General features: G+C 35.4%; 8 protein-coding genes. 3 read left to right on the top strand and 5 right to left on the bottom strand.

Annotated elements, in window-relative coordinates:
- Positions 1–365: 365 nt before the first annotated feature.
- Positions 366–3,614, bottom strand: coding sequence for an amidohydrolase family protein (locus tag H510_RS0104545; RefSeq protein WP_036691888.1), 3,249 nt, complete (start codon positions 3,612–3,614; stop codon positions 366–368).
- A gap of 65 nt (positions 3,615–3,679) precedes the next feature.
- Between H510_RS0104545 and H510_RS0104540 the strand changes: the two genes are divergently transcribed.
- Positions 3,680–5,566, top strand: a complete 1,887-nt coding sequence (locus tag H510_RS0104540; protein WP_026903224.1) for a RecQ family ATP-dependent DNA helicase — start codon at positions 3,680–3,682, stop codon at positions 5,564–5,566.
- Here H510_RS0104540 and H510_RS0104535 read toward each other — a convergent pair.
- Both H510_RS0104535 and H510_RS0104525 read right to left on the bottom strand, forming a co-directional pair.
- Positions 5,551–6,420: a glycosyltransferase family 2 protein gene (locus H510_RS0104535; RefSeq protein WP_026903223.1), complete on the bottom strand. Its 870-nt coding sequence runs from the start codon at positions 6,418–6,420 to the stop codon at positions 5,551–5,553. The two genes, H510_RS0104540 and H510_RS0104535, sit on opposite strands and share 16 nt — an antisense overlap.
- A 479-nt stretch (positions 6,421–6,899) precedes the next feature.
- Positions 6,900–7,946, bottom strand: a complete 1,047-nt coding sequence (locus H510_RS0104525; protein ID WP_026903222.1) for a helix-turn-helix transcriptional regulator — start codon at positions 7,944–7,946, stop codon at positions 6,900–6,902.
- 174 nt (positions 7,947–8,120) lie between these two features.
- Between H510_RS0104525 and H510_RS0104515 the strand changes: the two genes are divergently transcribed.
- Positions 8,121–8,516 (top strand): hypothetical protein, encoded by a 396-nt coding sequence (locus tag H510_RS0104515; RefSeq protein WP_026903221.1) that lies wholly within the window; start codon positions 8,121–8,123, stop codon positions 8,514–8,516.
- Between the two features lie 65 nt (positions 8,517–8,581).
- On the opposite strand, the gene H510_RS0104510 is transcribed toward H510_RS0104515, so the two are convergent.
- Both H510_RS0104510 and H510_RS0104505 read right to left on the bottom strand, forming a co-directional pair.
- Positions 8,582–9,133 carry a NifU family protein gene (locus H510_RS0104510; protein ID WP_026903220.1) on the bottom strand — a complete coding sequence of 184 codons (552 nt, stop codon included), beginning with the start codon at positions 9,131–9,133 and terminating at the stop codon, positions 8,582–8,584.
- 208 nt (positions 9,134–9,341) lie between these two features.
- Complete coding sequence (locus H510_RS0104505) at positions 9,342–11,132, bottom strand: hypothetical protein (protein WP_026903219.1); 1,791 nt, start codon at positions 11,130–11,132, stop codon at positions 9,342–9,344.
- Between the two features lie 173 nt (positions 11,133–11,305).
- On the opposite strand from H510_RS0104505, the gene H510_RS0104500 reads away from it, so the two are divergent.
- Complete coding sequence (locus H510_RS0104500) at positions 11,306–12,580, top strand: acetyl-CoA hydrolase/transferase family protein (protein WP_026903218.1); 1,275 nt, start codon at positions 11,306–11,308, stop codon at positions 12,578–12,580.
- Positions 12,581–12,616: the final 36 nt, after the last annotated feature.

Raw genomic sequence — 12,616 nt, 5'->3', positions numbered from 1 at the left:
TTAGTTAGATGGTTCTTTGGTGAGATTGTTAGACTTAAATATTATTTAATATTATAAAACGATACCTTAAACATAAAATATTAATTTTCTGGCATCTTTCTACCTATTACTTATACTCCTAAAAAAGAGCCCCTCAGGCGATAGAGGCAGACAAATACCATCACAAAGAAAACTAAGCTAACAAACATAATTTTTATCCTAACAAATAACAATCACCACCCAGCTCCGTGTCCTCTGCGCCCTCCGCGGTTAAAGCATTAAAAGATAAAAACTCACCGTTAAGTTAATACCTAACCAACCACCTAACCATCTAACCACCTAACCATCTAACCATCTAACCACCTAACCATCTAACCACCTAATCCCTAATCACACTCCGGAACGGTAAAAGTCCAGGTTTGTACTTCACCATCAGGTACTAGATAGTTCTCTGTTTTACTGTACTGCCACCAAAATTTACCTCTAGGTTGTATGTTCTCGCCTAGCTCTCGCATGGTTTCGCCTTCAAATAAGCGACCATTTACCATCACATACTGTATGCTTTCTGTATTTCTGATATCTTCCAGTGGATTTTCATTCAATACAATTAAATCTGCTAGTTTGCCTTTCTCTAGAGAGCCAATTTCTTTGCTCATACCTAAATAATCTGCACCGTTAATGGTAGCAGCTTTAAGAACTTCATGAGCGCTCATTCCGCCTTGTACTAGCATCCATAATTCCCAGTGGGCACCTAAACCTTGTAATTGCCCATGCGCACCTAAATTTACTTTGGTACCACCAGCAGCTATTTGATTTACGGCTTTAGAGACTTCTATATGGCCATAATCGCCATATTCAGAAGTATTTCTCCTTCTAGATCTCGGGTCTATGATAGAACGAGGAACAAATTCTGCAAGTTTTTCATTCTCCCAAACATTGGTTCTATCGTACCAGTAATTCTCTCCAGACTGCGCCCCATAAGAAACAATTAAAGTTGGGGTATAAGCCGTTTTACTGGCATTCCAGAAAGTGGTAACATCTTTATAGATAGGCACTATAGGGATATTGTGTTCTATACCGGTATGCCCGTCGGCAATCATATTCATGTTATGGAAAAAAGTAGAGCCACCTTCTGGCATCACTTCCATTTTAAGTTCTCTAGCAGCTTGTAAAACTTGTTGCCTTTGCTCTCTTCTAGGTTGGTTATAAGATTTTACAGAAAAAGCACCAACCGCTTGCATCCTTTTTAAATGAAACCTGGCATCGTCTATATTATTGATAACGGCTTTAAAATCACCATCTGCACCATATAATATGGTCCCTGTAGAATATAATCTCGGACCTACTAAACGGCCTGATTTAATCATTTCTGCCTGACTAAACACCATTTCTGTATTGCTTGAGGGGTCATGAGCGGTGGTAACCCCGTAAGCCAGATTGGCAAAGTACGACCAATCTTGTTGCGGACTGATACCATCCGGACTGGTGTGTAAATGTGCATGTACATCAATAAAACCAGGGATAATGGTTTTGCCATACATGCCATAAACTTTTGCATCAGCCGGGATATTAACTTCGCTTTCTTTGCCCAACGCTATAATTTTGTTGTTTTCTATAAGGATAGTGCCGTTTTCTATCACTTCTTTATCCTTCATGGTAATGATTCTGGCACCTTTTAAAGCAATTTTACCGCTAGGTACAGCTGTTTTAAGTTTTAAATCAATAGGTAAACCTAAGCTATCTGTTTTGGTGATTTTGCTGCCCGGTTCATCTACAAAATCAAAAGCATCTTTAATTTCTCGGGTATAATATTTCGGCCCTAAGGTCCAGTGGATAGCTTTACTATCTTTACTCCAATGTACATAGCTGCCTGCATCTTTGCTAAGCTTTTTAAGGGGATAGGCTTTTTGATTGGCAGATAAATCTATGTTTTGAACGTTTTGGAGTAAAGGTACTAGATACACATTAAACAATTCCTGAAAAGCTAGCCATTTACCATCCGGACTAGGGATAAAATCTGTTGTGTAGGTAGAGGTATAATGAGTTTTGTTGTGGTTACCATTTAAATCGCAGCTGCTTAATGTTTTTTTACCATTTTCTCTGGCTTGGTAATAAATGCGGTTATCTTGCTCATTAAACATGGGTTTTGTACCTCTCTTGGTGATGAATGTTGCTTGTCCGCCATTAGCAGATACCACATAAATTCCGGGGTTCTTACCAAAAGTGTACCCTAAAACATCATTCCCAACACCTTTTACATATACAATTTGGTCTCCTTTGTTATTAAATTTTGGCGAATAGTAAAAGCCACGCTCCGGACTGATGGTGGTGCTTCTTTTTGTTTTTAAATCTATTTTTTGGATAGTTCCACGGAGCTCATCGTTCCAGGTAGTGTACACGATAAATTTTCCGTCAGGACTAAAAGAGGGTTCAAACTCCCAATCGCTTCCATTGGTTAACCTTTCTACTTTTCCGCTGGGCAGGGTTTTGGTGTAAATATATCCTGCAGCATTAAAAGCTACCATTTTACCATCGGGAGAGGTAGCCAACTGCCGGATCATTTTAACATCAAAATCATCAGTAAAAACAGTTTGGTTAAACCTTACAGCATCAGCTATATTTTGTTTAACGTTTACTTGGAAAGGAATTTCAGAAACCATTAAATTTTGTACATCAACTTTTTTGATTTTCCCTTTGGCATAAAAAATTAAAGAGCGGTTATCTGGTGTCCAGTTAAAATTGGGGTATACGCCAAAAATTGCCCAAGCTTCTTGCTGGTCTCTGGATAAATCATCATAAACAGGATATTCTTCTCCGGTTTCTAGGTTATGCACAAAAAGCTGAGACTTTAAACGTACTCGTTTTACAAAAGCTAGCATTTTACCATCTCTGGAAACTTGCGGACGAACAGCACCACCTGGTCCTCCCACTATTGTTTCTATACTACCGTCACTAAAATTGAGTTTTTTTATGGCATAAATATCACCGTTAGGATCTTTATTGTATTGGAAATAAGGGCCCGGACTAACATCCTCGCTAAAATAAACCGATGCGCCATCTGGTGAAGTATGTGGTTCGCCTAAATCTTGCTGGTCGTTTTTCCTTTTGGTGAGTTGGATACCTTCTAAGCCGCCAGAAATATGATACATCCATAGCTCGCCAGCACCTAAAGAGCGGTAGCCGGTATAATGCTTTCTGGCGATGATATATTTGCTATCAGATGTCCAAACGGCATTATTTAGCAGGCGGAAGTCTTCTTTAGTAACTTGTTTTTTTCCTGTACCATCACTATTCATCATCCAGATGTTATCGCCACCACTTTTATCGCTGGTAAAAGAAATATATTTTCCATCGGGCGAGTAGCGTGGTTGTACTTCCCAAGCAAAGCCGCCAGACAAAAGCTCTGCAGTGCCTCCCATAGCTGGCATCCTGTATATATCGCCTAATAAATCAAATATGATGTGTTTTCCATCCGGACTAACATCTAAATTCATCCAGGTTCCTTCATCGGTAGTAAAAGATAATGGTTTTAAAGCAGTACCCGGTTTTTCTATATTCCATTTTTGATTTTCTTGTGCTAACGCTGCCGTAGCAAAAGCACAAAGAAAAAGACTTAGTTTTAGAAAATTTTTCATCACAAATACATCTTAATAAAGCTGCAATTTAATAAATTTTATAGCTTTGGTAGGCTTGGCTTCTTATGACGATACATGAAATTTTAAAGCAATATTGGGGTTACGATAGTTTTAGACCACTTCAAGAGGATATTGTAACTGCCGTATTAAACAAAAATGATACATTGGCACTGCTACCTACCGGAGGAGGTAAATCTATATGCTTCCAGGTTCCGGCTATGGCTATGCCCGGTATTTGTATTGTAGTTTCGCCATTAATTGCCTTGATGAAGGATCAGGTAGAGAATTTACAAAAAAAAGGAATCAATGCCATAGCCATCATATCAGGCATGGGAAAACGGGAGATTGATATTGCTTTAGATAATTGTGTTTATGGGCCTGTTAAATTCTTATACATATCGCCAGAAAGATTAGCTACCGATTTGGTGCGGGAGCGCATCAAGCACATGAAGGTAAATTTGTTTGCGGTAGATGAAGCCCATTGTATATCGCAATGGGGCTATGATTTTAGACCTCCTTATCTACAGCTTACCGCTATCAGAACTTTGCATCCAGAGGTACCCATGTTGGCTTTAACAGCTTCGGCTACAGAGCAGGTACAGGCAGATATCATGCAAAAGCTGGATTTTAAACATCCAAAGGTTTTTAGAAAAAGCTTTGAGCGTACTAACCTTTCTTACTCGGTTTTAAACCTGGAGAATAAGCTTCAAAAATTAATTGAAATATGCCAAAAAGTACCCGGAAGTGGTATTGTTTACGTAAAAACCAGAAAAGATACCGTAGAAATTGCCAAATATCTTTACCAACATGGTATAAGCGCTAGTTATTACCATGCAGGTTTAGATGCCGATGCTAGAAGTAAAAGCCAACAAATGTGGATTAGCAACCAGCTCAGGGTAATGGTGGCTACCAATGCTTTTGGTATGGGGATAGATAAGCCCGATGTGCGTTTGGTGATACATTATGAGATGCCTGAAAGTTTAGAAGCTTATTATCAGGAAGCAGGTAGGGCAGGCAGAGATGAGCAAAAAGCTTTTGCCGTTTTACTCTATCAAAAAATAGATAAATTGGTGTTTGAAAAACGCTTTGAGCAAAATTTCCCACCACTGGATGAAATCAGGAGATATTACCACTTATTATGTAACTATTTACAGATACCTTTTGAAGCCGGTGAAGGCGTGATGTATGAGTTTCATGTGGGTGATTTTTGTCAGAAATTTCAGCTCGATGTTATTACCGCTTTAAGTGCTATAAAAACCTTAGAGCAAAATGGTTATATAACTTTAAGCGAGCAGGCTTTATTGCCCAGCAGAATTCAGTTTTTGGTTAACGGAGAGGATTTATACAAATTTCAGGTAGAGCAAGCTCGTTATGATTTATTTATCAAAAGTATTTTAAGAATATATGGTGGTGCTTTTGATTATTTTGTGGCTATCAAAGAGGTTGATTTAGCCTCTAAAAACCAAATCAGGTTTGATGATGTGGTGAAGATGCTGCAAGAACTGCATGATTTGGGGGTGATTAGCTACATCAAAAAAACAGATAAGCCTTTGTTAACTTTCTTAAAACCACGTTACAAAACTGAAGACTTATACCTTGATTTTAACTTTTACAAAGAAAGGAAAAACGTTTACCAAACTAAGATGACTGCCATGCTGGCTTATGTAACGCAAGACAAATGCAGAAGCGAGCAAATTCTATCTTATTTTAACGAAACAGATACCAAAGCTTGTGGCATTTGCGATGTTTGTATCCATAAAAAAAGAAGCCTTTTAAAAGCCAAAATGATGGCAACAGTTTTAGAAAACCTGGCCGTTAAACCATTAAGTTTGGAGGATTTGGTAAAAACTATAAAAATGGGTTCAGAGAAGGATAAACTAAACGTGATAAGACTTTTACTAGAAGCCGGAGATATTTTTAAATCTGAAGAGGGATATCAGCTTAAGCAATAATGTAAATGTAATAGCTTGTATAACTGTAGCTTTTTGATGCTTGTTGCGTTTGGTTTTTCTTGTTCCATATTTTTTCTTAAACGAGACTTTAAACCTGCTAACAAATGCCATAAACCAGTTTTCTTAAATAATAAGTAAATACGGATAAGCGGTATTTCTTTCAAAATAATTTCATATTGTGGCAATTGCATCAGTTGTGCCAGATTTTGAACAGCGTCCTCAGTATCTGCCATAAATTGCTGATTTGTTTTTAACTGTAGATGGATAACTGGATTATCGAAATTTTTGATGGTATAACCTTTAGCCTTTGCCGTTAAGCCAAAAACAACATCTTCATAACCATAATGGGTTAAGCGTTCATCAAATTGTAGGGCTTTAAAAACTTCCTTTTTGATAAGGAAATTAGAGCTATGAAAAGCTTGTTTTGAGGCAAGCATTTCTACTTTAGTACCGTAATAATGGTGTAATAAATATTCCTTATTTAAGCATTCGGGATAATTGCGTAAGCCACAAACAAGATCGGCAGCAGGGTTTTGTTGAATAAAATTGAGGTAGTTTTTGATAAAGTTAGGATTTTTGATACAGCTATCACCATCTAAAAATAATAAAAAAGGGTAGGAGGCTTTTGCTGCTAAAAGATTTCTAATGGCCGATCTTCCGATGTTTTTATCCAAAAAAATAATGTTAAAATATGGCTTATTAAACTGGTTTAAGTAGTTTTTATAGGAACTTAAAGAGGCATCATCAATAACAATAATTTCGAAATCTAAGGATAAGCTTAAACACTGCTGTTCTAATTCTGTAAACAGCGTTTGGTTAATGAAATTATAATGCGGAACAAGTATAGAAAGCACTTTGCAAAATACAACTCTTTAAGCTTAATTAGATAATGCTCTAAAACGTAAAAATTTTATCACTATTCAATTTATTGATAAAGAATATTTTATAATTGTTTTAAAGATGCTTAAATTTATATTATAAGTTACAGTACCCGATATGCAAAGGTTAAACAAAGGGTGTCGTAGCTTATTTTAATTCGTTTTTTATTTCTATCTATCCAGAGAGAGCACTCTGTTTCTGGAGTGCTCTCATTTTTTCATAATAACCTTAATGATAAATATAACCAGTAGGGTAAAAACAATCCAAAAGCTTAAGATTAAATAAGCTATGTCATGCGTGTAAAGCTGGCTAGAAGCCATTAAAAAAATAGAAATGGTGATAATAAGTAAAATGATAACAATGCGCATATAAATAGACATGCTGCAATATTAAGGGTATCTTACTTATTACTTAAGCTTTTGCTTAATTAGACTATTATTAATGTGCTTATGAGTTATAAATTTAAACGATTTGACTTTTTAGATATATTTTTTATTTGTTGAGATAACTCTTTAGGATTTAATCCGTAAGCTTCTTTAAAAATTCTAGAAAAATAACTTTTATTAACAATACCTATTTGGGCTGCTATCTCACTAATATTTAATTCTCCTAAGATGAGCTGATCGCGGGCAAATTCTAATCTCAAATTTCTAAGATAATTATTAACAGATGTGCCAAACAAATGCTGGAAACCTTCTTGTAACTTGGTTGTATTGGTACCTACTCTTTTAGCTAAATCTTTAATTGTAATAGGGTTGGCTAGTTCTGTTTTAAGAATATGTGCTGCTTCTTCAATTTGTCTTAAATCTGCTTTCCTAAGTATTTGTTTTCTCGAATCGTTACGCTGGTCGTCTTCAAAATCTTGAATCTGTATGCTTAAAATTTCGTTAGCTTTACCTTCTAAAAGCAATCTTCTGGCAAAGCCTGTTTGTTTAGACGAGTTAATATCTTGTATACATTTAGCCATGGCCAAACTATAATTACCATGGTAATAAAATAAATGTTTAGCTCTTAAATCCTTAAAAACACTTCTTAACCTTTTATCTAAATTATTAATATCGCAGTCTATTTTGGCTTTAAAATCAGTACGGTTTATTTCCAAACTATTCATCCTAATTTGGATGTTTTTAGGGTAGATTAAAACATGTCCGTTTTTAGAAGAGCTGGAAACAACCACATTCTGGAATTGGTCTATTTGATGGAGGTCTTCTTTTTCTTCAAATCTATGTTTTAAAAAGCCCTCGCTGCAATAAATAAATTTTAAAGGGTGGATATTGTTCAAAGAGAAATGAATACTTACCTCTTCCTTAAAAAAGCAATTATATTCTATAAGTCCAAAACCTTGCGTAAAATTAATTCCTCTAATTAATCCTTTACCATAGGCTGTGGGGATGTTTAAGATATATTCGTTACAGTTCTTATCATAAGAAGTTTTCATTTCTTCTGCTAGGTTGGCTATTACATCTTTAAGAGGTAACGATCTTACATAGAGCTCTATCATGGGATTAGTAGTTATAAATTTGTTATTTAAATCAAATAAATACTTACAATTCAATTGCCAGAAATGCCAAAAAGGTTTAAAAACGAAGGATAAAATGTTTGATTTAAAGCAGTTTAGATCTTGGAATGATTTTTTAAGTATTTAATCAACATTTACTAAATAATTGATACACTTATGAAAACATCCATTTTAACAGCAGCAATACTAGCAGGTTCTTTTGCTTGTGCTACAACAGTACACTCATTGTATGATAATACAGTCATTTATAGTCATCAGCTTCGGGCGGATACTGTAGATATGGGGAAGAAGAATAAAAATAACCAAAGTAGTAGAGATACAACAAGGAAGCCTATTTTAAAATCGGCACCTGTACCTGGTGGTTCTTCTATTCCTGATCCTAAATACCCTATACCTCCTTATCCAACGGATACGGTTAAAGTAAACCCCGATGCAACTAAAAATCCCAATAAACAGCCGGTTTTGCCTACTCCTGTACCTACTCCAAGTCAGCCTAATCCGCCAACATCATCTCCTGTTCCTATACAGCCTGGTACGCCACCACAACCTTAATGGCATTAAAAAAAGGGATAGCTGATGATAAGCGTATCCCTTTTTCTATAATCTAACAAAAATGTTTAGAGCGCCTCAGAAACTACTTCTTTAACTTCTGGAACCATTCTTTGTAGTAAACTTTGGATACCCGATTTTAAGGTAATGGTAGAAGAAGGACAGCCACTGCAAGAGCCTCTTAATTCTACAGTTACGATACCATCTTCAAAAGATTTATAACTGATAGCACCACCGTCTTGCTCTACAGCAGGCCTTACATAATCATGTAAAATTTGCTGAATTTTAACTTCTACCTCTGTACCTTCAAAATTCACATTCTCATCCTGTACTTTTTCTTGTACGTTGTATTCTGATTCTACAGCACCCTTAACAAATTCTTTTAAAATAGGCTCAATATCATTCCATTCCGCATCTTCTGTTTTGGTTACCGTAACAAAATTACTAGCGAAAAACACGCCGTTAACAAAACTGAATTTATATAACTCTGATGCAAATCTTGATGCAGATGCACTTTCTTTATTAGGGTAATCTACACTGCCGTTGATTAATAATTTATTAACAATGAATTTCATTGTTGACGGATTAGGTGTTGATTCTGTATATACGGTAATATTCATATCCTTAATATTTTTAACAAAAATACTATCCAAATACCTAACCCTATCATGTAGCTTTAGTTTTTACTTCATCATGACTGTTTATATTAAACTAAAAAAGCCAATCATACCATAGTCATGGTTGATGATTGGCTTTTAAGAACTTTATGCGCTGATATGCTTTAGGATTAAGTCTTCAAAAAGACATTTTGAAGAAAAAATCTATGATTTACGTATTTTCAGTAGCGAAAATCATCATTTTAAGTTTTTCCTCTGCCTCGTGTAATTCTTTAAGCATCTTGTTTTTATACACATCCGTTTGGTTTTGAATCTCCGGAATAAGCTGTTTATAGTAATGGATACCTTGTTCTAACTGCGCTCTAAACTTAGTGTAGTATTTAACCTTTTTGTCAGATAAATCTTGCCAGCTCATACTGATATCTTTTTTTAGATGCTCTATATACAAATTAAGCTCGTTAATAAACATGTTAGAGCGCTCTATACCAGCCAGTAAATTGATTTTTCCATAAATGTGTTTTACCATCTCATCTAAAGAAAACTTGCCAGAAAAATAAGCAATATTAGGACCAGGGCAAATGGTTACTGCTTTGCTTTCTTTAGGCTTTATCATCTCGTTTTTTAAGTAAGCAGAGGTTACTAAACCTTCGCAAAGGCAAATTTTCTCTGTTACTTCATTTATTTTGGTTTGTAACGCTAGTTCATCTAAACCACTGTTTTGAAGCGATTTTATTTTTAAGTTTTGATATTTTCTAGAAGCCGTACAAATAGGTTCTTTGGTAAATTCGGTATTAGAAACTAAGTATTTTTTGGTACAAGGGCTTCCAGGTTTTCCTTTTGCAATACGCTCTAAACGAAGTTTTTCGGCAGTAGTTTTTCTGAAATTATTGAAAGGAACACCCAAAGGCGATGAGCCGCTGATGTAAAAATCCTCTCGGGTAGCTTCAGATAAATTGTTAAGTGTTTCTTCATCCACATTGGTAGCATCCGGAACCAATAAGAACGGACTGCCCCAGCCCGTAGCATCTAACTCATAATGCTTTAATAAAAAACTGTCTTCTGCTGCTGTACCTATACCACCTTGTACACTTATTTTCATTTGTGGTATTTCTATATCGCCAGTATAACCTTTTGCCAATAGCGCATTTTTATACATCCCGGCAAGCTCGGCAAGCATTTCTTGTCTTTTTACCTTAAATTCTTCTAAAATAGGGCCTAATAAATAACCCTCAGTAGCAAAGGCATGGCCCCCACAATTTAATCCTGATTCTATCCTAAATTCTGAAACCCATAAACCTTTTTTAGCTAAGAATTTAGCTTGAATCAGAGCCGACCTAAAGTCAGAAACTTTTAATATGATTGTTTTTTGAAGCTTTTGATGTTCATCAGGATAAAAATCCTTAAAATTCTCTAGATGAGCATATAGTTTTGGATTCATCCCGGCAGATAAAACCACGCCAGCATTTAATTTACTCTCCGCAAAACCTTGTAAAGAAGCCAACGCATCACTCAACTGCTCTTCACCATGGATAGGGCTATTCATTTTATCCACTTTAGCCATAATATTTACATCTATGGCTCCTTTTTGCATGTTATCTTTTAATTGCTTTTGTACAATCGCTTTTATTTCATCATCTTGAATGTTAAGCATTTGTAAATAAGTTTTTTTAAGTACAGCGTGATCTGGTTGTAAATCAAAATACCTTGTCAAATCTGTACCGGGCTCAAAAGCTTGTTGTTTTAAAGCTTCAAACTGTTTATCAAGCAAGTCTTGCATCAAATTTAAATAAGCAGTAATTCTTTTGGCTCTAAAATGCGGTTCGTTATCTTGAATAGGGATATAGTTTTCCTGGTTTTGCTTTGCGTGGTATGCTCTCATTCTTTCTATTAAATGATCATCAACAATAGATACAACAGAAGAAATACCATAACGGCCTACTTTTAGCGGCGTATCAACAGAATATGCTAAACCTAAAACAGGAATATGAAATGTATGACTCATTAAATTATTTTTTTTTACGAAATACCGATTAATAATCCTTTTAGAATATGATTTTAGTCACTTAAGCTTTATTTTTTGGTCATATTTAGAGATAAAAGAAACCTTTTTTGATGACGATTGTCATTTTTTATAAGCTTAAAATAAAGCTATTTTGAGCCATAAAATTTAGCCACATGGATGTTCATTATATCAGTGCCGCAGAGGCCGTTAAAGCAGTAAAGTCAGGAGATAGGGTGTTTTTACATGGAAGTGCTGCAACACCTGTACACCTTATAAAAGCCTTACAACATAGGTATCAGGAATTGGAAAATGTTGAATTGGTTAGCATCACCACTTTAGGAGATGTCAATTTTAATGATGAAAAATACAGAAATAGTTTTTTCTTCAATTCCTTATTTGTATCGGCAAATTCCAGAGCGGTAGCTAATAGCCAGTTTGGCGATTATGTACCTGTATTTTTAAGTGAGATACCTATCCTGTTTAACGAAAACTATTTACCTATTGACGTAGCCATTATTCAAGTATCCGTACCCGATAAACATGGTTATTGTTCTCTAGGAACATCGGTAGATATTGCCAGAGCAGCCATAGAAAATGCGAAGTATGTCATCGCTCAGGTTAATCCTTTTATGCCCAGAACACACGGAGATGGTTTTATCCATATCAATAAAATAAATGCCTTAGTTTGGCAAAAGGCAGAGCTTCCAGAAGTAGATTATGCTACAAAAGCCAGCGATGTAGTGGTGCAAATTGGTAAAAATGTGGCTTCTTTGATAGAAGATGGTTCTACCTTACAATTAGGAATTGGTAGTATTCCAGACCAAGTTCTAAAAAATTTGGTAAACCATAAAAATTTAGGTCTGCATACCGAAATGCTTTCTGATGGAGTAATCCCATTGATAGAAAGTGGCGTTATTGATAATAGTATGAAGAAGCTTAACAGAGGTAAAACGGTTACCTCTTTTATGGTTGGTACCAGAAAATTGTATGATTTTGTGGATGATAATACATCGGTAAGGGTGATGAATATCAATTATGTAAATGATACGAGTGTTATCCGCCAAAACCCTAAAGTAATTGCTATCAATAGTGCCATAGAAATTGATTTAACAGGTCAGGTTTGTGCAGATTCTATAGGAACGTACCAATTTTCTGGTATTGGTGGGCAAATGGATTTTATCAGAGGTGCATCTTTATCGCAAGGTGGTAAACCTATTATTGCTTTGCCATCAACTACCAATAAAGGAATCTCCAGAATTGTTCCTTTCTTAAAAGAAGGTGCAGGTGTGGTAACCACCAGAGGACATGTACAATGGGTGGTAACGGAATATGGTATAGTAAATTTGTATGGAAAAAGTTTAAAACAAAGAGGAAGAGCTTTGATAGAAATAGCACATCCAGACCATAGAGAAGCTTTAGAGAAAGCATTTGAGGAGCGATATAAATAATCTTCATAAGTATTTTTATTAGTAATACTTTTAAGA

The sequence above is a fragment of the Pedobacter glucosidilyticus DSM 23534 genome, from assembly GCF_000425145.1.
In the GTDB taxonomy this organism is placed as follows: Bacteria; Bacteroidota; Bacteroidia; order Sphingobacteriales; family Sphingobacteriaceae; genus Pseudopedobacter; species Pseudopedobacter glucosidilyticus.
The sequence above is the reverse complement of the archived record's forward strand: the minus strand, read 5'-3'. Positions and strand labels throughout refer to the sequence as shown.

What these genes read in the sequence shown, in the direction of transcription:
- H510_RS0104500 (WP_026903218.1), top strand. Translation starts at nt 11,306, where the DNA reads ATGGATGTTCATTATATCAGTGCCGCAGAGGCCGTTAAAGCAGTAAAG.
- H510_RS0104545 (WP_036691888.1), bottom strand. Translation starts at nt 3,614, where the DNA reads ATGAAAAATTTTCTAAAACTAAGTCTTTTTCTTTGTGCTTTTGCTACG.
- H510_RS0104515 (WP_026903221.1), top strand. Translation starts at nt 8,121, where the DNA reads ATGAAAACATCCATTTTAACAGCAGCAATACTAGCAGGTTCTTTTGCT.
- H510_RS0104510 (WP_026903220.1), bottom strand. Translation starts at nt 9,133, where the DNA reads ATGAATATTACCGTATATACAGAATCAACACCTAATCCGTCAACAATG.
- H510_RS0104525 (WP_026903222.1), bottom strand. Translation starts at nt 7,946, where the DNA reads ATGATAGAGCTCTATGTAAGATCGTTACCTCTTAAAGATGTAATAGCC.
- H510_RS0104540 (WP_026903224.1), top strand. Translation starts at nt 3,680, where the DNA reads ATGACGATACATGAAATTTTAAAGCAATATTGGGGTTACGATAGTTTT.
- H510_RS0104505 (WP_026903219.1), bottom strand. Translation starts at nt 11,132, where the DNA reads ATGAGTCATACATTTCATATTCCTGTTTTAGGTTTAGCATATTCTGTT.